General features: G+C 64.8%; 20 protein-coding genes. 9 read left to right on the forward strand and 11 right to left on the reverse strand.

The genetic code is table 11. The features are described from left to right. Positions 1 to 65 precede the first annotated feature (65 nt). On the reverse strand, positions 66 to 689 hold the full coding sequence (locus KUV65_RS05815) for an ATP-dependent Clp protease proteolytic subunit (protein ID WP_222188416.1): 624 nt from the start codon (positions 687 to 689) through the stop codon (positions 66 to 68). A gap of 119 nt (positions 690 to 808) precedes the next feature. Between KUV65_RS05815 and KUV65_RS05820 the strand changes: the two genes are divergently transcribed. Next, positions 809 to 2,032 (forward strand): FAD-binding domain-containing protein, encoded by a 1,224-nt coding sequence (locus tag KUV65_RS05820; protein ID WP_222188417.1) that lies wholly within the window; start codon positions 809 to 811, stop codon positions 2,030 to 2,032. Between the two features lie 144 nt (positions 2,033 to 2,176). Here the strand turns inward: KUV65_RS05820 and KUV65_RS05825 are convergent, their stop codons facing one another. The 4 genes from KUV65_RS05825 to KUV65_RS05840 form a co-directional block, all read right to left on the reverse strand. Then, positions 2,177 to 2,974: a creatininase family protein gene (locus tag KUV65_RS05825; RefSeq protein WP_261331597.1), complete on the reverse strand. Its 798-nt coding sequence runs from the start codon at positions 2,972 to 2,974 to the stop codon at positions 2,177 to 2,179. A 110-nt stretch (positions 2,975 to 3,084) separates the two neighbouring features. After that, positions 3,085 to 3,504 carry a PaaI family thioesterase gene (locus tag KUV65_RS05830; RefSeq protein ID WP_222188418.1) on the reverse strand — a complete coding sequence of 140 codons (420 nt, stop codon included), beginning with the start codon at positions 3,502 to 3,504 and terminating at the stop codon, positions 3,085 to 3,087. After that, a complete protein-coding gene (locus KUV65_RS05835; protein WP_222188420.1) occupies positions 3,501 to 4,514 on the reverse strand; it encodes a phosphotransferase family protein in 1,014 nt (337 codons plus the stop codon). The genes KUV65_RS05830 and KUV65_RS05835 overlap by 4 nt, the downstream gene beginning before the upstream one ends. Then, complete coding sequence (locus KUV65_RS05840; RefSeq protein ID WP_222189635.1) at positions 4,511 to 5,746, reverse strand: acyl-CoA dehydrogenase family protein; 1,236 nt, start codon at positions 5,744 to 5,746, stop codon at positions 4,511 to 4,513. Before KUV65_RS05840 ends, KUV65_RS05835 begins: the two co-directional genes overlap by 4 nt. A gap of 141 nt (positions 5,747 to 5,887) precedes the next feature. Between KUV65_RS05840 and KUV65_RS05845 the strand changes: the two genes are divergently transcribed. The 3 genes from KUV65_RS05845 (at position 5,888) to KUV65_RS05855 (ending at position 9,507) form a co-directional block, all read left to right on the forward strand. Next, on the forward strand, positions 5,888 to 7,102 hold the full coding sequence (locus KUV65_RS05845) for an acyl-CoA dehydrogenase (protein ID WP_222188422.1): 1,215 nt from the start codon (positions 5,888 to 5,890) through the stop codon (positions 7,100 to 7,102). Between the two features lie 147 nt (positions 7,103 to 7,249). Next, positions 7,250 to 8,437 carry an acyl-CoA dehydrogenase family protein gene (locus KUV65_RS05850; protein ID WP_222188424.1) on the forward strand — a complete coding sequence of 396 codons (1,188 nt, stop codon included), beginning with the start codon at positions 7,250 to 7,252 and terminating at the stop codon, positions 8,435 to 8,437. Between the two features lie 8 nt (positions 8,438 to 8,445). Further along, positions 8,446 to 9,507 carry an acyl-CoA dehydrogenase family protein gene (locus KUV65_RS05855; protein WP_222188427.1) on the forward strand — a complete coding sequence of 354 codons (1,062 nt, stop codon included), beginning with the start codon at positions 8,446 to 8,448 and terminating at the stop codon, positions 9,505 to 9,507. A 138-nt stretch (positions 9,508 to 9,645) separates the two neighbouring features. Here KUV65_RS05855 and choV read toward each other — a convergent pair whose 3' ends face one another. Together choV and choW are read right to left on the reverse strand one after the other, a co-directional pair. Then, positions 9,646 to 10,656, reverse strand: a complete 1,011-nt coding sequence (choV, locus tag KUV65_RS05860) for a choline ABC transporter ATP-binding protein (RefSeq protein WP_222188428.1) — start codon at positions 10,654 to 10,656, stop codon at positions 9,646 to 9,648. Then, the gene (gene choW / locus KUV65_RS05865; protein WP_222188430.1) at positions 10,653 to 11,609 is read right to left on the reverse strand and encodes a choline ABC transporter permease subunit; all 957 of its coding nucleotides are present in this window, start codon (positions 11,607 to 11,609) and stop codon (positions 10,653 to 10,655) included. The genes choV and choW overlap by 4 nt, the downstream gene beginning before the upstream one ends. 77 nt (positions 11,610 to 11,686) lie before the next feature. Here choW and KUV65_RS05870 point away from each other — a divergent pair, with 77 nt between their 5' ends. Beyond that, positions 11,687 to 12,316, forward strand: coding sequence for a glutathione S-transferase family protein (locus KUV65_RS05870; RefSeq protein WP_222188432.1), 630 nt, complete (start codon positions 11,687 to 11,689; stop codon positions 12,314 to 12,316). Between the two features lie 41 nt (positions 12,317 to 12,357). On the opposite strand, the gene choX is transcribed toward KUV65_RS05870, so the two are convergent. Further along, complete coding sequence (choX, locus tag KUV65_RS05875; protein WP_222188434.1) at positions 12,358 to 13,287, reverse strand: choline ABC transporter substrate-binding protein; 930 nt, start codon at positions 13,285 to 13,287, stop codon at positions 12,358 to 12,360. A gap of 155 nt (positions 13,288 to 13,442) precedes the next feature. Between choX and betI the strand changes: the two genes are divergently transcribed. From betI to betA, 3 genes are read left to right on the forward strand one after another with little or no spacing between them, the layout of a single operon-like run. Further along, positions 13,443 to 14,030 carry a transcriptional regulator BetI gene (gene betI / locus KUV65_RS05880; protein WP_261331598.1) on the forward strand — a complete coding sequence of 196 codons (588 nt, stop codon included), beginning with the start codon at positions 13,443 to 13,445 and terminating at the stop codon, positions 14,028 to 14,030. Continuing rightward, positions 14,030 to 15,481, forward strand: coding sequence for a betaine-aldehyde dehydrogenase (gene betB / locus KUV65_RS05885; protein WP_222189637.1), 1,452 nt, complete (start codon positions 14,030 to 14,032; stop codon positions 15,479 to 15,481). The genes betI and betB overlap by 1 nt, the downstream gene beginning before the upstream one ends. Continuing rightward, positions 15,481 to 17,163 (forward strand): choline dehydrogenase, encoded by a 1,683-nt coding sequence (betA, locus tag KUV65_RS05890; protein WP_222188438.1) that lies wholly within the window; start codon positions 15,481 to 15,483, stop codon positions 17,161 to 17,163. Before betB ends, betA begins: the two co-directional genes overlap by 1 nt. Positions 17,164 to 17,167: 4 nt before the next feature. Here betA and KUV65_RS05895 read toward each other — a convergent pair whose 3' ends face one another. Genes KUV65_RS05895 through KUV65_RS05905 form a run of 3 tightly spaced genes read right to left on the reverse strand, consistent with a single transcriptional unit; the run spans position 17,168 to position 20,208 of the window. Then, on the reverse strand, positions 17,168 to 18,394 hold the full coding sequence (locus KUV65_RS05895; protein WP_222188440.1) for a vWA domain-containing protein: 1,227 nt from the start codon (positions 18,392 to 18,394) through the stop codon (positions 17,168 to 17,170). After that, positions 18,391 to 19,497: an ATP-binding protein gene (locus KUV65_RS05900; RefSeq protein ID WP_222188442.1), complete on the reverse strand. Its 1,107-nt coding sequence runs from the start codon at positions 19,495 to 19,497 to the stop codon at positions 18,391 to 18,393. The genes KUV65_RS05895 and KUV65_RS05900 overlap by 4 nt, the downstream gene beginning before the upstream one ends. Positions 19,498 to 19,500: 3 nt before the next feature. Then, complete coding sequence (locus KUV65_RS05905; protein ID WP_222188444.1) at positions 19,501 to 20,208, reverse strand: hypothetical protein; 708 nt, start codon at positions 20,206 to 20,208, stop codon at positions 19,501 to 19,503. A 134-nt stretch (positions 20,209 to 20,342) separates the two neighbouring features. On the opposite strand from KUV65_RS05905, the gene KUV65_RS05910 reads away from it, so the two are divergent. After that, entirely contained in the window at positions 20,343 to 21,722 is a 1,380-nt protein-coding gene (locus KUV65_RS05910; RefSeq protein ID WP_222188446.1) for a phosphomannomutase, read from the forward strand. Positions 21,723 to 21,806 lie beyond the last annotated feature (84 nt).

Here is a 21,806-nt window from a genome sequence, read left to right on the forward strand (position 1 = left end):
AATCTCAAATTCCCGAGGCCAGAAACCGTGTCATTTCCGCCTCGGAACGGTCAACACGACCGTGATCAACCCTCTGCGCCAGCGCGGCTTTCCACGATCTCGTCGATCAGGCCCCAATCCTTGGCCTGTTCGGGATCCATGAAATTGTCGCGTTCCAGCGCATCCACCACGGTCTCCATGTCTTGGCCCGTGTGTTTAACGTAGATCTGGTTAAGACGGTCTTTCAGCTTCTGCGTTTCCTGGGCATGGATCATGATATCCGTCGCCTGCCCCTGGTAGCCGCCCGAGGGCTGGTGCACCATGATCCGGCTGTTGGGAAGAGAGAACCGCATCCCCTTCTCGCCAGCCGTCAGCAAGAGAGAGCCCATCGACGCCGCCTGACCGATCACCAGGGTCGACACCTTGGGCTTGATGTACTGCATCGTGTCGTAGATCGACAGGCCGCTGGTCACGACCCCACCGGGCGAGTTGATATACATCGAAATTTCTTTCGACGGGTTCTCGGCCTCGAGGTGCAAGAGCTGCGCCACGATCAGGCTCGACATGCCGTCATGCACCGGGCCGGACACGAAGATGATCCGCTCTTTCAGCAGTCGCGAGAAAATGTCGTAGGCCCGTTCCCCGCGACTGGTCTGCTCGACCACCATGGGAACGAGGGTGTTCATGTAAAACTCGTGGGGATCTTTCATGCCGCCTGCCTCACTGATGCGCGTCGCTTTGACCAAGAGTCTTAGGGGGGCTTGTGGGGGGCTGCAAGGGCGCGCGACGCCTCATGGTCAGCGGCCGGTTACGCACTAAGTCCGCCCGGATGACAAAGGAAGCAGCTTTCACCCCGACCCGACACGCCGCGCTGGAACGGCTCAGCGCATTCTTGCCTCACGCCGGCAAGGATTACGCCGCGAAACGCAACTTCGATCTGCCCGAACAGGGGCATCCGCATGTTTCGGGCCTGTCGCCCTATTTGCGCCATCGCCTGCTCACGGAAGAAGAGGTTGTCGAAGCGGTTCTGGGCCGCTTTTCAATGTCTTCGGCCGAGAAGTTCATTCAAGAGGTTCTGTGGCGCAGCTACTGGAAGGGGTGGTTGGAACTGCGGCCATCGGTCTGGTCCGAATATCGCAACAGTTTGGATGCTGCGCTGTCGCGCCTGTCGCAGGACCCCAAGTTCGCCGAGCAGGTCGCAAAGGCCGAACAGGGTGAAACCGGCATCGACGTCTTTGATGGCTGGATGCACGAGTTGCGCGACACGGGCTATCTTCACAATCACGCGCGCATGTGGGCGGCCTCAATCTGGATTTTCACTCTGCGCCTGCCGTGGGAGCTTGGGGCCGACCATTTCCTGCGCCATCTTCTGGATGGCGACCCCGCATCCAATACGCTCGGATGGCGTTGGGTCGCCGGCCTGCAGACCCGCGGAAAGAACTATGTCGCGCGGGCGTCGAACATCGAGAAGTTCACGGATCGCCCGATCGGAAACGGGCTCGACCGCTTGGCGCGGGATCCTGGCCCGCTGGACGGGCCCCCTCCCCCAAGCCGCCGCGAACCGCCAGCGGGCGGAACACCGAGGCCGGGCGCAGTGACGGGCGTCTTGCTGACCGAAGAGGACCTGTCGCCGCGCGTCCTGCTCTCGGCGTTGCGTGAGCCGCCTGTCGCCCATGCCATCTTGAATTCCACGCATCAGAGATCCCCGCGCGGTGTCAGCGCGCCCGTTGCGCATTTCGCTGCTGGTGCCTTCGCGGACGCCCGCACGCGGTGGCAGGACAAGATGGGCGCACCGGGACCAGACGCGACCGACCCGGTCGTCATTGCCGATTGGGCGCAGGCGCTCGGGCTTGACCAGATCGTGACCGCCTATGCGCCAACCGGCCCGGCGGCGCGGGCCCTTTCACACTTGGACAGGATGCTGGCAGAGCGGGGAATTGCCCTGGTTCAGGTCTTGCGTGACTGGGACAACGCGGCGTGGCCCCACGCAACCCATGGGTTTTTCCGCTTCAAGGAGCGGATTCCAGACATCATCGGCCATTTGCAAAGGTGATCTGCGAGCAAGTTTCAAAAATACAAGCTTTACGTCACTTCAATGCTAATTTGGCGCCAGAAACAGCCAAGAGAAGTTCGATTTTGTAAGGCGACTGCCAGAAGAGATCGCTCCAAACCCTCGAAATCTCGTCCGGTTCTTGGCCTAATCCCGGGCCGGTGGCTGGAACTGCGCCAAATCACGCATCAAGGCGACGAACCCTTCGACCTGGGACGCCAAATCCGCCTCGCCCAGCTCCGCGGTCGCGCGGCTGGCATCCCCGACCGTGCCCTTGGGGTTCAAATCATGGGATAACCAGCCGATGTTCGCCTCTGCCATGTGATAACCCAACCGGGCCGAGCCCTGCCGCAGGGCAGTTTGCGCGCTCGCAAAATCCTCGGCCAGGTCCATCCGAACCAGTTCCGGATACAACGCCAGCATCATCGAGGTCTCGGACAAACCGCCATGAATATCCACCATCGGACCGTCCGGATAGGAATAGACACGCTCTCCGGCCAGACGGGTCCAGGCCGTCGTCACGACGGACATGCCATGCGTTTGACGCAACTCGCGCGCGACGATCTCCATCGGGGGCACGTTCCCGCCATGGCTGGTGATGATGACCATCTTGCGCAACCCGGCCCGCGCGACGCTTTCGCCGATTTGCAGCCACGTCTTGACCGCTTGTTCCCAATCGACCGTCAGCGTCCCGGGAAAGGCGATATGCTCATTCGACTTGCAGATCTGCTGAACCGGAAGAAAGGTGACCGGCAAATCGTCCGGCACGGCCTTGGCGCAGCGCGCGACCATGCCTTCGGCGATCAGCGAATCCACGCCAACGGGCAAATGCGGCCCGTGCTGTTCGATGGCCGCGATCGGAAGCACCGCGATCCAATCGCTCGTATCGGCCTCGGTGAAATCGAGAGTCGTCATCTCGCGCCAATGGCGTTTGGGAAGGCTCATCGCATCCTCCTGTCTTGCGGTGCGATCCGCAGATGATCCTGCCCACCGTCACTTGGCCAGAGCTTGCGCGGCTTGACCGCGACACGCCCGCGACGTTGCCGCATTTTCATTCAGCCCTGCCCGAGCGGCGGGCGATATCGAAAGACGCCGGTCGCCCGTGACAGCACCGCGCCCGTTTCATCCCGCAACTCGGCCTCCGCGAAATAGGTGGATCGACCACCGCCGACGCGCCGGCCCTCTGCGATCAATCGACGGCCCTTGGGCTGACCGACATAGTTCACCGTCATCGACAGGGTCATCGCATTCTGTTTGCGGCCTAGGTCGCCGGTGAAACACCCGGCATAGCCCATCGCCGTGTCGAGAAGCGTGGCGTGGATTCCACCGTGGGGGATGCCCTGCCGGTTCATGATATGCGGGGCCAGGTCCATTTCGACCCGCGCCCAATCCTTGGTCCAACCCGTCACCTCGTAGCCGAGATGCTGCTGGATGGCATAGGGATCTTCGCGGAGAACCGGGTTCAGGTCCGTCATCCCAAGGCCTCCAATCCGCCCGTGGCATAGCCGGGGACGAGGGCGCCAAGCTCCAAGGCGCGCTCGGGGTTCGAGGCATTCCCGTCCAGCGCCCGCTTTTTGACGCCTTGCAGGATCGCCGCCATGCGGAAGAAACAGAACGCCACGTAGAACCCGAAATTCTCGATCCGCGCCAACCCCATGTTTTCGCAGTAGAGCGCCACGACCTCGTCATCGCTCGGCAGGCCCTCGGCCGCGCGGTCAACGCCCTCCAACCCCCGGCCTTGCGATCCGGGCGGCATCTGCCATTGCATGATCACGGCGGCCAGATCCGCGAACGGATGGCCGATGGTCGACAATTCCCAATCCAGAACCGCCACGATATCAGGGGTTTCCGCCGCAAAGAGAAGGTTGTCGAGCCGGTAGTCGCCATGCACCAGCGTCACGCGCCCGTCATCCTCGGGGCAGGCGCGGTCCAGTCTGGCCATCAAGGCGTCCATCGCCTCGATCGTCCCGGTTTCCGTCGCGCGATACTGCTTGGTCCAACGGTCGATCTGTCGCCGGTAGTAATTGCCGCGCGGCCCGTAGTCGGACAGGCCAGCGGCGTCCAGATCCATACTGTGGATGGCCGCAAGAACGCGCACCATCTCCGTGAAATAGGGTGAGCGGTCTTCCTTGCGGAGTTCCGGTAGCCGCGGGTCGTCAAAATTGCGGCCTTGCACGTGTTCCATCAGGTAAAAGGCCGAGCCGATGACGGTTTCATCCTCGCAAAGCGCATGCATCTTCGCGACCGGCACGTCACTATCGGCCAGCGCGCGCTGAACGCGGTATTCCCGGTCCACCGCATGCGCCGATTTCAGCAACTGCCCGGGCGGTTTGCGGCGCAGCACGTAGCTGAAGCGCACGCCCCGCAACAGGTAGGTGGGGTTCGACTGGCCACCTGCGAATTTCTCGGCAGATACGGGCGGGTCCAGACCCTCCGCATGGCGCGCCATCCATGCGCCGATCGCTTCGAGGTCAAGATCACTCATTTCGTCGTGTTCGAGTATTTCCGCAACTCGGCGCGGGCGACCTGCCGACGATGCACCGCATCCGGCCCGTCGGCGAACCGCAAGGTCCGCAGATCGGTGTAAATTCCGGCCAAGGGCGTATCCTGGCTGATACCGGTCGCGCCGAAGATCTGCATCGCCTCATCCACGACCTTGAGCGCCATGAGCGGGGCCTGCACCTTGATCTTGGAGATCCATGGCTGCGCCGCCCGTACACCGGCATTGTCCATCATCCAGGCCGCCTTGAGGCACAGAAGCCGGGTCATCTCGATCTCGATCCGGGCATTGGCGATGATGTCGTAATTCGCGCCCAACTCGGCCAGCGGCTTGCCGAACGCCTCGCGCCCGAGGGCCCTTTTGCACGCCAGTTCAAGGGCATACTCGGCACGTCCTATGGCCCGCATGCAATGATGGATGCGCCCCGGCCCAAGCCGCCCCTGCGCCACTTCGAAGCCGCGCCCTTCGCCCAGAACGACCGCATCGCGCGGCACGCGCACATCGGTGAACCGGATATGCATATGCCCGTGCGGGGCGTCGTCATGGCCGAACACCTCCATCGGGCGCAGCACTTCGATGCCGGGCGTGTCGGCGGGCACCAGCAACATGGTGTGGCGCGAATGTTTCGGCGCATCCGGATCGGTGCGGGTCATGACGATATACAACGAACACCGCGGATCGCCCGCGCCGGTCGCCCAGTATTTCTCACCGTTCAGGACGTAGTCTTCGCCGTCTCGTTCGCATTTGAGAGAGATCTGCACCGCATCCGAGGACGCCACGTCCGGCTCGGTCATCAAGTAGGCCGAGCGCGTCCGCCCCTCCATCAATCCGGGCAGCCAACGCTCTTTCTGGGCGTCCGTGCCGTAGCGCTCCAACACTTCCATATTTCCAGTATCGGGCGCGTTGCAGTTGAAAATCTCGGGCGCGATCGTCACCGCCCCCATCTCTTCGGCGAGATAGGCATATTCGACGGTGGTCAGCCCGTACCCCTTGTCGCTGTCGGTCAGCCAGAAGTTCCACAAGCCCCGTGCTTTTGCCTTTTCCTTGAGGGCGTCGAGAATCTCCACCTGCCGCTCGGTCATGGCGAACCGGTTGCCGGACGGATGCCGGCCGACCTCGGCGTGATACTCGGCATCCAGCGGCGCGATCTCGTCGCGCACCATGCGCCGCACCTGTTCGACCAGCGGGCGCACCCGCTCGCTCATGCCCAGATCCATGGCCGCTGTCATGGCCCACTCCTCCCCAAAGCCTCACTCCCACCGGCGACGCTAGACCGCGCATCCGGGGCTCGCAAGCGGTCAGGCTTGCCTTGCGCGGGCAAATGGGGTGAGTTGCGCCCAAGTTTGGAGGAGACGCATATGCCTGACGGACAGACCCGCCACACCGGCCCTTCGCTCGCCCCGTTCGATTGGGCCGACCCGTTCCACCTGTCGGCACAATTGTCGGAAGAAGAGCGCATGGTCGCCGAAAGCGCCCGTGCCTACGCCCAGGACAAGCTGGCCGCGCGTGTGACCGATGCCTATCTCAACGAGACGGTTGCGCCGGAAATCTTCGCGGAAATGGGCGAGATGGGCCTTTTGGGCGTCACCATCCCCGAAGAGTTCGGCGGGCTTGGCGCAGGCTATGTCACCTATGGCCTCGTCGCGCGCGAGGTCGAGCGGATCGACTCGGGCTATCGCTCGATGATGTCGGTGCAATCCTCGCTGGTGATGTATCCGATCAACGCGTACGGCACCGAGGAACAGAAGCGGAAATACCTGCCCGGCCTTGCCGCCGGCACGCTGATCGGCTGTTTCGGCCTGACCGAACCCGATGCCGGCAGTGACCCGGCTGGCATGAAGACCGTCGCGAAGAAGACCGAGGGCGGCTACATCCTGTCCGGCGCGAAAATGTGGATCTCGAACGCGCCCATCGCCGATGTTTTCGTCGTCTGGGCCAAGTCCGAGGCCCATGGCGGCAAGATCCGCGGCTTCGTTCTGGAAAAGGGCATGAAGGGGCTGTCCGCGCCCAAGATCGGCGGAAAGCTGAGCCTGCGCGCAAGCGTGACGGGCGAGATCGTGATGGACGGTGTCGAGGTGGACGAAGACGCGCTCCTGCCCGGTGTCGAGGGGCTCAAGGGGCCGTTCGGCTGTCTCAACCGTGCCCGCTACGGGATTGCATGGGGTGTGATGGGCGCGGCCGAGGATTGCTGGCACCGCGCCCGGCAATACGGGCTGGACCGCACGCAATTCAACCGCCCGCTCGCGCAGACGCAGCTGTTCCAGAAGAAACTGGCAGACATGCAGACCGAGATCGCCCTTGGCCTGCAAGCCGCGCTGCGCGCGGGCCGGATGCTGGACGAGGGCAGCTGCGCCCCCGAGGTCATCAGCCTGATCAAGCGCAACAATTGCGGCAAGGCGCTGGAGATCGCGCGCCACGCGCGGGACATGCACGGTGGCAACGGGATCATGGCCGAGTACCACGTGATGCGTCACGCCCAGAACCTCGAGACGGTGAACACCTACGAGGGCACGCATGATGTCCACGCGCTGATCCTCGGGCGCGCCCAGACGGGATTGCAGGCCTTTTTCTGAAGGATCAACGCGCCCTCGCGGCGTGAATTGCACCACGCTGGCCAGAACCGGCGCCGCACGACGTGGCGTCGGACTGGCCCTGCAAACCGCGCGTGTTACTCTGCCCTTCAATCCGGCCCGGGGAGGGGCCGAAGGGAGAGTGACCGCATGGACCTGACCTATTCACCAGCAGAGCGCGCCTTTCAGACCGACGTGCGCGAATTCCTTGCCGAGAACCTGCCGCCCGCCCTGTCACGAAAGGTCAACGCGCGCGGCGAGTTGACCAAGGACGACATGGAGCGCTGGCACGCGATCCTGAACGCGCGCGGGTGGCTGGCTGGCCCATGGCCCAAGGCGTTCGGCGGCCAGGGCTGGGGACCGATCGAGCAGCACATTTTCGAGGAAGAATGCTGTCTTGCCGGCGCCCCGCGCATCGTGCCTTTCGGCCTCAAGATGCTGGGTCCCGTACTGATGAAATTCGGAACGCCCGAGCAGCAGGCGACCTATTTGCCGCGCATCCTCGATGGCACGGACTGGTGGTGCCAAGGCTATTCGGAGCCGGGCGCCGGGAGCGATCTCGCCAGCCTCAAGACCCGCGCCGAACGGGATGGCGACGACTATGTCATCAACGGGCAAAAGACCTGGACGACCCTCGGCCAACACGCCAACCGGATCTTCTGCCTCGTGCGCACCAAAGCCGATGGCAAGCCGCAGGAAGGCATCAGTTTCGTTCTCGTCGACCTGGACACCCCAGGGATCGAGATGCGCCCCATCCGCCTGATCGAAGGCGGGCACGAGGTGAACGAAGTGTTCTTCACCGATGTGCGTGTGCCGGTCACCAACCGCGTCGGCGCGGAAAACGAGGGCTGGACCATCGCCAAGTTCCTGCTGGGCCACGAGCGCACGAATATCGCGGGCGTCGGTTTTTCCGTGCAGGCGCTGGAACAGGTCAAGCAGCTGGCGGGCAAGGTCATGCGAGGGGGCAAACCCCTGATCCAGAACACGCTCTTCGCCGCGCGGCTGGCACGGATCGAGGCCGAACTGGACGCGATGAAGATCACGAACCTGCGCATGCTGGCGCGCGCTGCGCAAGGCGGCCGGCTTGGGGCCGTGCCGTCGATGCTCAAGATCAAGGGAACCGAGATCAGGCAAGCCATCAACGACCTTGCCCGGCGTGCCCTGGGCCCCGCCGCGGCCCCCTTCCCCTCCGAAGACCTCGACGGCAACCTGCCCATCGCCCCCGAGGGGCATGCCCATCACGCCGCGAGCTACTTCAACAACCGCAAGATCTCGATCTACGGCGGCTCGAACGAGATCCAGCGCAATATCCTGGCCAAGGGGATGATGCAGCGATGAATTTCGAGATGAGCGACGACCGCCGGATGCTGGCCGAGACGATGCGGCGCTACCTGTCCGAGCAATACGGCTGGGAGCATCGGCTGCGCGTGGCCTACACCGCCCCCTATCACGACCCGCAGAAATGGACCGGAATTGCCGGGCTTGGCATCTTCTACGCATTGGTAGGCGAAGATCGCGGCGGCATGGGCGGGGCTGGGTTCGACATCGCGGTCATCTTCGAAGAGCTCGGTCGCGCCCTGTGTCCCGAGCCCCTGCTCGGAGCGGTCATGGCGGCGCGGCTTTTGTCGGCGGCGGGCGCGCCCCTGACGGATCTGCTCTCGGGCGATCAGCGCTACGCCGTCGCCATCGGCGAACTGGACGCGCCCTATGATCTGGACGGGATCACCTGCACCGCCGAGGATGGCGGAGACGGTTGGCGCCTGACCGGGCGGAAATCCGTGGTCTATGGCGGCGGCGTGGCGGACCGTTTGCTGGTCGCGGCGCGGGCCGAGGAGCGCCTCGCCCTGTTCGACGTGGCCGCAGACGATGCCGACCTGCGGCCTTACCCCATGATCGATGGCGGCCCTGCCGCCGAATTGCTCCTCGATGGCGCGAAAGCCAAATTGCTGATCGCCGATGCGACATCCGCCCTGACCGACGCACTCGACTGGGGGGCCTTGGCGCTCACGGCCGAAGCCCTCGGCGCGATGGAGACGACCTATGCCATGCTTCTCGACTACTTGGGCACCCGCAAGCAATTCGGGCAGCCCATCGGCGCGTTCCAGGCCCTGCAACATCGCGCGGTCGATCTGGCCATCGAGATCGAGCAGGCGCGCTCCATCGTGATCCTCGCCGCCAGCGCAATGGCTGGGCCGGACCAGGCTAAACGCGTGGCGCAGGCCAAGCATCTCGTGGGACGGATCGCCCGGACCGTCGCCGAGGAGGCCATCCAGATGCATGGCGGCATCGCCATGACCTGGGAGTATCCCGTCAGCCACTATGCCAAGCGGCTGGTGATGATCGACCATCAACTCGGCGACACCGATCACCATCTCGAACGCCTGATCGAACAGCTTCAGACAGGGTGACGCGCCGGACACGGCCCCTGGCTGGCTGTCCTCCTTGCCGCATCTTTATCCCGGAAAATATGCAGGGGCGCGCATAGCGCCGCAGCGCAGGACGGGGCTCGATGCCCCGTCCCGCGCTTCCCCGGGCGACGCAACGACTCAGTCACATAGCCGGGCGACGACGCTTTCCGAGGTGACCCGCCCGATCGGCGTACCGGCGTCTTCCACGATCAACGCCGTTTCCCCCGCGGCCAACCGATCCATCAGGTCGCGCACGGGCGTCTCGGCCCCCACGCGCGGCCCCTCGCCCGGGCCTGCCTCCATCACGTCGCGCGCGGTCAAGACCCCGAGCGGGTTCATGTTGGCGACGAACTCGGCCACGTAGTCACTGGCCGGGGCCGAGAAGATCTCGCGCGGGGTGCCGACCTGCACGATGCGCCCGCCCTCCATGATCGCGATACGATTGCCGATCTTGAACGCCTCGTCGAGGTCGTGACTGACGAAAATGATCGTGCGTTTCAGGTCGCGCTGCAGGTCCAGCAACTCGTCCTGCAATTTCGTGCGGATCAGCGGGTCGAGCGCCGAGAAGGGTTCGTCCATCAACAGGATGGGGGCGTCCGTGGCGAACGCGCGCGCCAGACCCACGCGCTGCTGCATCCCGCCCGACAACTCGCCCACCTTGCGCTCGGCCCAATCCGACAGGCCGACGAGGCTGAGTTGCCGGTCGACCGCCGCAGCCCGCGCGCTGGCCGACAGGCCGGCCAGTTCCAGGCCGAGCCCCACGTTCTCGCGCACCGTGCGCCAGGGCAGCAGGCCGAATTGCTGGAACACCATGGCCACCGTGTTCTGGCGCAACCGGCGCAGCGCCGCCCCCTTTGCCTCGGTCACGTTGACCATGCGCCCGTCGGCGGACACCTCTACCGATCCGCGCGCGACGGGGTTCAATCCGTTTACCGCCCTCAGCAGGGTCGATTTGCCGGACCCGGAAAGGCCCATGAGGACAAGGATCTCCCCCTCGGCCACCTCGAGAGAGCAATCATGCACGCCCAGCACATGACCGGTTTCAGACTGGATCTCGGCCCGGCTTTGCCCCTCATCCGCCATCGCCAGCGCGGGCGCGGGATGGGGCCCGAACATGATGCAGACCTCGTTGAAGCGGACAGCTGTCATTTCGTGCGAACCCTCAAGAGACGATCCAGGATGATGGCCACCACCACGATGATGAAGCCCGACTCGAACCCAAGCCCCGTGTCGACGCGGTTGAGCGCGCGTACGACGGGCACGCCAAGGCCATCCGCCCCGACCAGCGCGGCGATCACCACCATCGAGAGCGACAGCATGATGGTCTGGTTCAGACCAGTCATGATCTGCGGCAAGGCGTAGGGCAGCTCCACTTTCCACAACAACTGCCTTGGTGTTGCGCCAAAGGCCTGCCCCGCCTCGATCAGGGATTGCGGGGTGGACGAGATGCCCAGATGTGTCAGGCGGATCGGCGCGGGCAGCACGAAGATCACCGTCGCGATCAGGCCGGGCACCATGCCGATTCCGAAAAACACGATGGCCGGGATCAGATAGACGAAGGTCGGCAGCGTCTGCATCAAGTCCAGAACAGGCCGCATCCCGGCATAGAGGCGCGGTCGGTGGGCTGCGGCAATGCCGATGGGCACGCCCAACCCCATGCAGACCACGCAGGCCGACAGGACCAGCGTCAGGCTCTCGGTGGTTTCTTCCCAATAGCCTTGGTTCACGATGAACAGGAACCCGACGGCGACCAGGGCCGGCACTTTCCAGCCCCGGTGAAGCCACCATGCAATCCCGGTCAGGATCGCGATGATCAGGATCGAATGCAGATCGGGCGGATACAGGTAGACCTCTTCACCCCGGCCAACATCGCGGATCCAGCCGGTATTCGGCGGCTCCTGCAACAGGGTCAGGATCGCTTCGATCATCAGGTCGAGGAAATCCGAGATCCAGTCGAACACCGCTGAACCGTTCGCTTGCAGCCAGTCGAACCCGGCCTCGGCGGCATCCCCGATGCGGATCTTGCACTCGGTCAGGTATCCAAGCGGCCCTAACCCCTCGGTATCCTCGGGTGTCTCGCACTCCGTCACCCAGCTCAGCATCGGGCGGTGTCCTTTTGTCTTGTCGCGACCCGGTCAAAGGGCGCAGGCTGAGGCCAGTTCAGCCCGGAGGTGTCTTTATGTCCGACCTTACGCTCTACACGCATCCCATGTCGCGCGGCCGTATCGCCCGCTGGATGATGGAGGAAGCCGCCCTGCCCTACGAGGTAAAGGTCGTGCGTTATGGGGACGAGATGAAGTCGCGCGAATACCGGGCGATCAACCCGATGGGCAAGGTGCCCACGCTGATCGACCGGGGCATGGTGATAACCGAGGTCGCCGCGATCTGCGCCCATATGGCCGATCTCGCGCCGCAGGCGGGGCTCGCACCGCCACCGGGAACGCCCGAGCGCGGCGCTTACTATCGCTGGCTGTTCTTCGGCGCGGGCGCCGTGGACCCGGCGGTCAGCGTCGCCTCGCTGGAAGTGGAAACCGACGACCCGCAGATTTACCGGCGCGTCGGCTGGGGCAGCCTGACGGCGGTGGCGGCGACGCTGGAACACCTGCTGGAAGACGGTCGAAAACATATCCTGGGAGAAGCCTTTTCGGCAGTCGATGTTTATCTCGGCAGCCAGATCGCCTGGGGCTTGCAGTTCGGAACCCTGCCCGAACGCCCCGGTTTCGCGGATTACGTGGCCCGCATCACGGACCGTCCGGCCGCCAAGCGCGCCGTCGAACTGGATGACGCATTGTTGGACGAGGTAGAATAGGGCGATGGCATAGCCGCCACCGCCCCAAGCCGGTCATCCTCTCAAAGGCCGAGCGCCTCGCTGACGGCCGCTGCTGCATCGCCGCCATCGATCGTGGTCACGCCGTCGAGCCAGCCCATCACAAGGTCGGGATTGGCGGCCATCCACGCACGCGCGGCGTCGGACGGGTCCTCTCCGTCGTTCAGGATCGCGCCCATGATCTCGTTTTCCATGGCCAAGGTGAACTGGAGGTTGTTCAGCAGCGCGCCCACGTTCGGGCATTCCTCGGCATAACCGGCGCGGGTGTTCGTGTAGACGGTCGCGCCCCCCAGGTCGGGGCCGAACCAGTCGTCACCACCCGTCAGGTAGGTCATCTCGAAATTGGCGTTCATCGGGTGCGGCTCCCAGCCGAGGAAGATGATCGGCTCATCGCGATCATTGGCGCGCGCGACCTGCGCCAGCATGCCCTGCTCCGAGCTTTCGACCACCTCGAACTCCGCATCCCCAAGGCCAAATGCGTTGGCCTCGATCATGTCCATGATCAGGCGGTTGCCGTCATTCCCGGGCTCGATCCCGTAGATCTCGGCGTCGAGGGCCTCGACTGCACCCGCGATGTCGGCGAAATCCCCGATCCCAAGGGCGGCGCCCGCCGCGTTGGTGGCCAGCGTGTATTTCGCCCCTTCGAGGTTGGCGCGGAGCGTGTCGACGGTGCCGGCCTCCCGATAGGGCGCGATGTCGGCCTCCATGGTCGGCATCCAGTTGCCAAGGAAGATGTCCACATCCCCTTCGGCCAGCGAGGTGTAGGTGACGGGCACCGACAGGACCAGCGTCTCGGTCTCGTAGCCCAACGCCTCCAGCACGACGGTCGTGGCCGCCGTGGTGGCGGTGATGTCGGTCCAGCCCACGTCGGAGAAGGTGACGCTGTCGCAGTCGGCCATGGCCGGGGCGGCGGCCAGCGCGGCAATGGCGGTGGCGGTGGTGAGGCGGATCATTTGGAACACTCCCTTGTGTTTTTGTTCGTTTCGTCTTTCCGGCGCGGAGTTGACCACCCGCTTGGCATCGGTGCAAGCGGCACATCCGGATTTTTATTGATTGATGAGTCAATCAAAACGTCTTAGGTCCGTGATTGCAAGCAGTTGGTGAGAAAATGCCTAAAATCGGAATGGAAGCGATCCGGCGAGAGGAACTGGTGGTCGCCGCGATCCACGAGATCGGTGAACGCGGATCGTTGAATGTCACGGTCGGCCAGATCGCGAAGCGCGCGGGCGTGTCGCCGGCGCTGGCGTTCCATTATTTCAAGGGCAAGGACCAGATGTTCCTTGCGGCGATGCGCTCGATCCTGACGGTCTACGGGGCCGAGGTGCGCGGCGCCCTTGTCGCCGCGAAACGGCCCGAAAACCGGTTGGAGGCGTTGATCCGCGCAAGTTTCGGCCCCTCGAACTTTCGGCACGAAGTGGTCGCTGCATGGCTGAATTTCTACGTTCTGGCGCTGACCGACGCCGGTGCGCGCCGTCTCCTGACGGTCTACCAGCGTCGCCTGCGGTCGAACCTGGTCCATGAACTGCGCCCGCGCGTGGGTGACCGCGCCGACGCAATCGCCGAACGACTCGCGGGGCTGATCGACGGGCTCTACCTGCACGCCGCGCTGGATACGGGCGACACCGACGGCAAGGCGGCCGCCGAACAGGTCTTGGCCGCCCTCGCCTGTGACTTGAAGCAAAGGGACAGCGAATGATCGAGATGCAACCGAACGCCAGCCATTTCATCAACGGCGCCTATGTCGAGGACGAGGGCGGGGCCGAGATCGCCCTGACCTATCCCGCGACCGGCGAGAAGACAGGCCGCGTCTTTGCCGCCCGTCCCGACATGGTGGCCGAAGCGGTGCGCGCGGCCGAAGCCGCCCTGCCCGTATGGTCGGCCATGACAGGCGCCGAGCGCGGGCGCATCCTGACCCGCGCGGCGCAGATCATCCGCGAGCGCAACCGGGACCTGAGCATTCTGGAAACGCTCGACACGGGCAAACCCCTGTCGGAAACGCTGGTGGCCGATGCGGCCAGCGGCGCGGATTGCCTCGAATATTTCGGCGGCATGGCGGCGACGATCACCGGCGAAACGGTGCAACTCGGTGCCGATTTCGCCTACACGATCCGCGAACCGCTGGGGGTCTGCGTGGGGATCGGGGCATGGAATTACCCAATCCAAATTGCCTGCTGGAAGGCCGCCCCTGCATTGGCCTGCGGCAACACAATGGTCTTCAAACCCTCCGAGGAAACGCCGCTGACGGCGCTCAAACTGGCGGAAATCCTTGTGGAGGCCGGCGCACCGCCGGGCGTGTTCAACGTCATCCAGGGCGCGGGCGAGACAGGCGCGGCGCTGGTCGATGACCCGCGTGTCGCCAAGGTCTCGCTCACCGGGTCGGTGCCCACGGGTCGTAAGGTTTACGAGGCGGCGGCGCGCGACCTGAAACACGTGACGATGGAATTGGGCGGCAAATCGCCCCTGATCATTTTCGACGACGCGAATGTCGAGGATGCCGTCTCGGCCGCGATCAACGCGAATTTCTACTCGACCGGGCAGATCTGTTCGAACGGCACGCGGGTGTTCGTGCAAACCGGCATCAAACAGGCGTTCCTGACGCGGCTGGCCGAACGCACGGGCGCCGCCGTCATCGGCGACCCGATGGACGAAGCCACGCATCTTGGCCCGATGGTCAGCGAGGGGCAGCGCGGGATCGTGCTGAACTATATCGCCAAGGGGCTGGAGGACGGCGCGCGGCTCATCACGGGCGGCAAGTCCATCGACGGTCCGGGATACTTCATCGAGCCCACCGTTTTCGCCGACGTCACCGACGACATGGCCATCGCGCGCGAGGAAATCTTCGGCCCGGTCATGTCGGTCCTCGACTTCGAGACCGAGGAAGACGTGACGCGCCGCGCGAATGACACGGAATTCGGGCTGGCGGCGGGCGTCTTCACCCGCGACCTCGCCCGCGCGCATCGCATGGTCCGCGCCCTTCAGGCCGGAACGTGCTGGATCAACCAATACAACCTCACGCCCATCGAGATGCCCTTCGGCGGGGTCAAGGCCAGCGGCATCGGGCGCGAAAACGCCCGCGCCGCGATCGAGGCCTATAGCCAGCCGAAATCCGTCTATGTGGGCCTGAGTGCGGTGGAGGCGCCGTTCTGATGGAAGCCGATTACATCGTCGTCGGCGCAGGCTCTGCCGGATGCGCCATCGCCTATCGCCTCGCCGAGGCGGGCAAGCGCGTGATCGTTCTGGAACATGGCGGCACCGATGCGGGGCCGTTCATCAAGATGCCCGCCGCGCTGTCTTACCCGATGAACATGCCGCGCTATGACTGGGGCTACCAGACCGAGCCCGAGCCGCATATGGGCGGACGCCGCATGGCCTGTCCGCGCGGCAAGGTGATCGGGGGGTCCTCGTCGATCAACGGGATGATCTATGTGCGCGGCCATGCGCGCGACTATGACACCTGGGCCGAGATGGGTGCGCAGGGATGGTCCTATGCAGATGTGCTTCCTTACTTCCGACGGATGGAGCATTGGCACGGCGACGCGGGCTGCGGCACGTGGCGTGGCACAGACGGCCCCCTTCACATCACGCGCGGACGGCGCGACAACCCGCTCTTCGAAGCCTTCATCGAGGCCGGATCGCAAGCGGGCTACGGCCGGACCGAGGACTACAACGGCCACAGGCAAGAGGGGTTCGGCGCCTTCGAGATGACGATCTGGAAGGGACAGCGCTGGTCGGCGGCGGATGCCTACCTGAAACCTGCCCTCAAGCGCGAAAATTGCAGCCTTGTCCGTGGCCTGGTGGAGCGCGTTCATATCGAAAACGGCCGCGCCACAGGCGTCTGGATCAGGCGCGGCGGCGGCGAAGCAGAGCTGATCCGCGCCCGCGCCGAAGTGGTCTTGTCGGCCGGGGCGATCAACTCTCCCAAACTGCTGATGCTGTCCGGCATCGGCCCGGCGCAGCACCTTGTGCAACATGGCCTTCCCGTTGTGGTCGACCGCGCGGGCGTTGGACAGAACCTGCAGGACCACCTCGAGCTTTACATCCAGTATGCCGCGAAACAGCCCGTGTCCCTCGCCCCCTACTGGAGCCTTTGGGGCAAGGCGCTTGTGGGCACGCAATGGGTGCTGACCCGCTCGGGCCTCGGCGCGTCGAACCAGTTCGAGGCTTGCGGCTTCATCCGCTCGCGCGCGGGGATCGACTATCCCGATATCCAGTTCCATTTCCTGCCCATCGCCGTGCGCTATGACGGCTCGGTCAGTGCCTCTGGCCACGGGTTCCAGGCGCATGTCGGGCCCATGCGGTCGAAGAGCCGGGGGCGCGTGGCGCTGACCTCCTCCGACCCGGCGGCAGCGCCGTCGATCCTGTTCAACTACATGAGCCACGAAGAGGATTGGCACGATTTCCGCAAGGCGATCCGGCTCACGCGCGAGATTTTCCAGCAGCCCGCCATGCAGGCCTATGCGGGCGATGAATTGCTGCCGGGCGCGGATGTGGCCAGCGACGATGCGCTTGACGACGTGATCCGCGAACACGCCGAGAGCGCCTATCACCCCTCGGGGACCTGCCGGATGGGGCAGCGCGATGATCCCGCGGCGGTGGTCGACCCGGAAAACCGCGTGATCGGGGTGGACGGTCTGCGGCTGGCCGACAGCTCGATCTTTCCGCAAGTGACCAACGGCAACACCAATGCGCCCTCGATCATGGTCGGAGAGAAGGCCGCGGATCATATCCTTGGCCGCGATCCCCTGCCCCGCGACAACCGTGGTCCGTGGATCGCCCCGGATTGGGAGCAGGCCCAGCGCGAGACGCCGCTGCCCACCGCCGCGCAGTAGGGCCTCAGCCCGCCCCGATCCGCAACAGGCGGCCGAAGGGCGGATCGTCAACCGGCCCCAAGCCCGGCACGGCCCAGAGCACAGGGTAAGCCGGCGCCGGGCCAAAAGGCGCGTCGAGGTCGGTCAGCATCACGAGGATCGATGGCGAAAGCCGTGTCGCGCACTCTAGAACCGGGACGAAATCGGTTCCGCCACCTGTGCGCAGGGGCATGTCATGCAGGTCGCGCCATGACCCGGGGTCAAGGCGGCGGGACTCGAACACCTCTTCGTCGAAGGCCAGCAGATGCGCCTCGGCCCCGGTACGGCGGGTGATCCCCTCGGCCTCGGACAGGAACAACGACAGAGTCAGCGGAGCAATCGAACTGGATGTATCGAGGCCGATGGCGATGCGCGGGCGGGTGTCGAGCCGGGCCATCCCCGGCTGGTAGGCCGGGTCAGGCGTGCCCACGGCCTGCGCTTGGGCGGTCATGGCAATCCATCGTGCTGCGGGGCGGCGGTGGCTGAGATGCGGGCGATGGATAAGCGCGCGGGACAGGATGCCACGCAAGTGCACCTCCCACGGAACGGAGGGCGGCGAGATATCGGCAAGCACGGCACCCAGACGGCCAATCCCCGTTCCCGCCTTGCGCCCCGCCTCCATCGCGCGCAGCAGCTGGTTGCGCCAATCGGCGGTTTTCTGGCGCTCGCCCTCGGGGTCGGGCTCGCCCACCTCGACATCCTGCGCGAATCCACGCGTCACGCCGAATTCCCGCGCCTTCTCCGCGCGTTTCGGGTCGCTGTGCAGGAACATGGCCAGCCGGTCCGCATCCCAATCGGCGAGGGCCGCAATCGGGGAACGGGCTGGTTCACCGATCTCGTCCAGCAGGTCGGTCAGGGTCACGGCCGGACGCGGCAAGGCATGTCCGGCCAACAGCAGCGTCTCGTTGATGATCCCATCCGCGGCGAGGCCGAAGAGCGAACCGTCGAACCGCGCGCCAAGGCGTTCGGCCAACCCCGCCTGCCGGTCGGAATGGCGCAGTGCCACGTGCAGCACATGGTGGGCCGCAAGCCCCACCGCCTCCTGCAAAGGCAGGCTGTCGAAGCCGGGGCCATAGAGGATCGTGTCACCCTGGGTGCGCGTGGCGCCCGTGCCGTCTCGGTGCCGGCACCAGAGCGACAGAACCGCCAGTGCCGGGTCAACCTCACCGAGATGGGCGAGTGCGGTGGCGGCGCGGGTGGAATGGATGCTCACGGCAGGCCCGCCGCCTCGCGCGCGCGGGCGTAATCGGCATAGGCATCGGAAGTGGCAAAGGCCTCTTGCCAGCCATTTTCGATTGCCTTGGAGATCAGCATCTCGAACCCGAAACTGGTCAGTTCCGACAGCGGCAAGGCGCGATGAGAGGGGTCGGACAGGCCGCGCATATCTGCAAGGATCTCGATCGCGGCGGGCATGGTCTGGGCGTTTGCCGTGCCGATCAATCCGTAGATCAGGGCCGTCAGCCCGTGAAGCGTTGACGGATAGAGATCTGCGCGTTTCCCGCGTGGCGTCTCCAGCATGTCGGCAACGTGGACCGAGGCTTCGATCTCGTCGGCGATCAGGGCGAATTCGGCGCCGGCCGCCTCCCCCACGGTGCCCGAGACCATGACCTGCCGGGTCATGCGGTCGGGGACGGCGTGCATGATCTGGCTGACCCGCGCCCAACTGCGCGGCGTGCACGCGATAGTCTGGCCCCGGCGCAGCGCGTCTTCGGTCGTTTCCAAAAGGTCGGGGCGCGCGCGCAGAAAGGCCGCCACGGCGGGGTGAACACCAGCGGACGCGGCGTAGTTTCTCAGCCAATCCTCGGCTTCGGCCTGCACGATCAGGTGGATCAACCGATCCGACAGCGCGGTGCCCATGTCGTAGGCGATGGCCCCGTCCTCGACCATGTTGCCCGCCGCGACGATGAAAACGCTATCGGGAAGGCGGTGGCGACCGACGCGGCGTTCCTGCAACAACCCGTAGACCGTAGGCTGCAACGTCGGCGCGGCGGCGGTAAGTTCGTCGAGGAACAGGATCGCCGGGCGATCGGGATCGTCCGGCAAATCCTCGGGGCGATACCAGACGGTGCGTCCGGCCTCGTGATCGTAGAACGGCAGGCCTCGCAGGTCCTGCGGCTCGATCGTGGTCAGGCGCAGATCGAAAAGTTCAGCGTCCATTTCCCGGGCAAGGGCCTGCACGATCTCGGTTTTGCCGACGCCGGGCCGACCATGCAGCATCCAGCTGCTGGTCAGCGCCCCGTTCGCCTGCACCTCCCACGCCGCGCGCAGAACGCGCAAGGCTTCACCGGCGGACACCGCGCTTGCATTCACCGTCATGGCTCAGGCCTCCGCCGGTTCGGGCTGGCTTTCGGCGCGCTTGTCCATCCATGCCGCAAGCCGTGCATGGGCCGACACGCCCCGCGCCTCGATCCTCACTTCGCGGATCATCTGCCCGTCGCGCAGGTTGGCCTGGTGCAGCATTTTCTCCGTCAATTCCGGCCCGAAAAGATCGCGTTCGATCAGCGCGCGCTCCTCCGGGTCGAGGTCCAGCACATGGGGGCCTGGATGCGCCGATTGAATCGACACCAGGGTCAGTGGCGGCACGCGGGCCAGTTCGGATTGCTCGACCACCAACGCCAACTCCCCCTCTGCCATGTCTCGGCGCGCCGCGATCTTGCGCAGCACCGCCCTGCCCCGAAAGACGAGCGCGTCCAAACGGCGCGCGGCTTCATCCTCACTCATCAACCGTTCCCGTCCGCGGTCGGACAAGCGCAGCACCTTCAACTCGACCACGCCAATCAGAAGAACCATCGCAAGCGGCGCCTGCGTCACGGGCAAGGCCATGCGCGAGGATGAAAAGGCCAGCAAAATGAAAGGGATGAGCGCCGCGAAATACCGCAAGAGCTGCATTTCAACAAGCAACCGCAGCCACAAACCGATGCCGGCGCGCCGCGGCACCAATGCCACGCGTCCGAAGAATTTCTTCGGCAAAGATCGTGTTTCCAACACGCCGGCATTGCGCAAGGTGTCGCGGGTAACGACCAGCATTGGCGTCCTCTTCACAGTGTCTGCAGCAAAGCCTAGCGTAAAACACACAAGGTCCAAGGGCTTCGGGTGGTTTGTAGCTGCCAGCTTGGGTATACCGCTTGTGACGCTTGTTCCCTCAGGAAGGATCCGACCCCATGGCATTCGACGCGCTGACCCTGACCTGCTTCAAGGCTTATGACATTCGCGGACGGCTTGGCGACGAATTGAACGAGGACATCGCCTATCGCATCGGCCGCGCCTTTGCCGAGGTTCTGGGGGCAAAACGCGTGGTGATCGGGCGTGACGTGCGCCCAACCTCGGAAAGCCTCGCCAACGCGGTGGCGCGCGGCCTGATGGCCTGCGGTGTCGAGGTGCTGGACCTTGGGCTGTCCGGGACGGAAGAGACGTATTTCGCCACGACCCATCTGGGCGCGGATGGCGGCATCTGCGTGACCGCATCGCACAACCCCATGGATTACAATGGCATGAAGATGGTGCGCGCCGGATCCGCACCGATCGGAAAGGCCGACGGCATGGCCGAGATCCAGGCGCTGGCCGAGTCGGGGGGCTTCGCCGCCGAGGTCGGGGGCGGTCGTGTTGTGGATGCATCGGACACGCGCGCCGCCTACGTGGAAAAACTGCTGAAGTTCGTCGAGATCGACGCCCTCAAGCCGCTGAAAATCCTCGTGAACGCTGGCAATGGCGCGGCTGGCCCAAGTTTCGACGCCTTGGCCGAGGGGTTGGCGGCGTCCGGATCGCCGCTGCAATTCGTGCGGATGCATCACGAGCCGGATGGCCGTTTTCCAAATGGCATCCCGAACCCGCTGCTCGATGAAAACCAGCCTGTGACCGCCGACGCGGTCGTGGCCGAAAGCGCGGATATGGGCGTGGCTTGGGACGGTGACTTCGACCGGTGTTTCTTCTTCGATCACGAAGGCGGCTTTATCCCCGGTGAGTATGTCGTCGCCCTGCTGGCCGAGGCTTTCCTCGCCAAGGAGGCAGGTGCCAAGATCATTCACGATCCGCGTATCATCTGGGCGACGCAGGCGGTCGTGTCCAAGATGGGTGGCGAGGCGATCCAGTCGCAATGCGGCCACTCCAACATCAAGCAGGTCATGCGCGACACCGGTGCGGTCTATGGCGGCGAAATGTCGGCCCATCACTATTTCCGCGATTTCATGGCCTGCGACAGTGGCATGATCCCGTGGCTTCTGGTTGCCGAACTGGTCAGTCGCCGGGGCGAGAGCCTCAAGGACCTCGTGGCGGAATTGCGCAGCTCCTACCCGTCCTCGGGCGAGCGGAATTTCCGCGTGGACGATGCGAAGGCGATGATCGCCAAGATCGACGCGGAATACGGCCCCAAGGCCGACGCGCGCGACGAGACTGATGGGCTGAGCCTGAGCTTTAGTGATTGGCGCTTCAATCTGCGCGCATCCAACACCGAACCCCTGCTGCGGTTGAACATCGAGTCCAAGGCTGATGCCGCCCTTGTTCAGGAAAAACTGGCGGAGATGCAGGCCCTGATCGCTGGCTGATCCGGTTCTGTGGATATCCTGTGGATAGATCGGGTTTGAATCACGATACCTGATCAATCCGCTACCCACCGCCGGATAGAGGCG

It is taken from the genome of Maritalea mobilis, assembly GCF_019800885.1.
Classification (GTDB): domain Bacteria; phylum Pseudomonadota; class Alphaproteobacteria; order Rhodobacterales; family Rhodobacteraceae; genus Roseibacterium; species Roseibacterium beibuensis.

Bases quoted from the DNA above. Each gene is read 5' to 3' on its own strand.
- betA (WP_222188438.1), top strand. From the start codon at position 15,481: ATGGAAGCCGATTACATCGTCGTCGGCGCAGGCTCTGCCGGATGCGCC.
- KUV65_RS05845 (WP_222188422.1), top strand. From the start codon at position 5,888: ATGCCTGACGGACAGACCCGCCACACCGGCCCTTCGCTCGCCCCGTTC.
- KUV65_RS05910 (WP_222188446.1), top strand. From the start codon at position 20,343: ATGGCATTCGACGCGCTGACCCTGACCTGCTTCAAGGCTTATGACATT.
- choW (WP_222188430.1), bottom strand. From the start codon at position 11,609: ATGCTGAGCTGGGTGACGGAGTGCGAGACACCCGAGGATACCGAGGGG.
- choX (WP_222188434.1), bottom strand. From the start codon at position 13,287: ATGATCCGCCTCACCACCGCCACCGCCATTGCCGCGCTGGCCGCCGCC.
- KUV65_RS05855 (WP_222188427.1), top strand. From the start codon at position 8,446: ATGAGCGACGACCGCCGGATGCTGGCCGAGACGATGCGGCGCTACCTG.
- KUV65_RS05840 (WP_222189635.1), bottom strand. From the start codon at position 5,746: ATGGATCTGGGCATGAGCGAGCGGGTGCGCCCGCTGGTCGAACAGGTG.
- KUV65_RS05905 (WP_222188444.1), bottom strand. From the start codon at position 20,208: ATGCTGGTCGTTACCCGCGACACCTTGCGCAATGCCGGCGTGTTGGAA.
- KUV65_RS05835 (WP_222188420.1), bottom strand. From the start codon at position 4,514: ATGAGTGATCTTGACCTCGAAGCGATCGGCGCATGGATGGCGCGCCAT.
- KUV65_RS05870 (WP_222188432.1), top strand. From the start codon at position 11,687: ATGTCCGACCTTACGCTCTACACGCATCCCATGTCGCGCGGCCGTATC.
- KUV65_RS05830 (WP_222188418.1), bottom strand. From the start codon at position 3,504: ATGACGGACCTGAACCCGGTTCTCCGCGAAGATCCCTATGCCATCCAG.
- betI (WP_261331598.1), top strand. From the start codon at position 13,443: ATGCCTAAAATCGGAATGGAAGCGATCCGGCGAGAGGAACTGGTGGTC.
- KUV65_RS05900 (WP_222188442.1), bottom strand. From the start codon at position 19,497: ATGACGGTGAATGCAAGCGCGGTGTCCGCCGGTGAAGCCTTGCGCGTT.
- KUV65_RS05850 (WP_222188424.1), top strand. From the start codon at position 7,250: ATGGACCTGACCTATTCACCAGCAGAGCGCGCCTTTCAGACCGACGTG.
- KUV65_RS05825 (WP_261331597.1), bottom strand. From the start codon at position 2,974: ATGAGCCTTCCCAAACGCCATTGGCGCGAGATGACGACTCTCGATTTC.
- KUV65_RS05820 (WP_222188417.1), top strand. From the start codon at position 809: ATGACAAAGGAAGCAGCTTTCACCCCGACCCGACACGCCGCGCTGGAA.
- choV (WP_222188428.1), bottom strand. From the start codon at position 10,656: ATGACAGCTGTCCGCTTCAACGAGGTCTGCATCATGTTCGGGCCCCAT.
- KUV65_RS05815 (WP_222188416.1), bottom strand. From the start codon at position 689: ATGAAAGATCCCCACGAGTTTTACATGAACACCCTCGTTCCCATGGTG.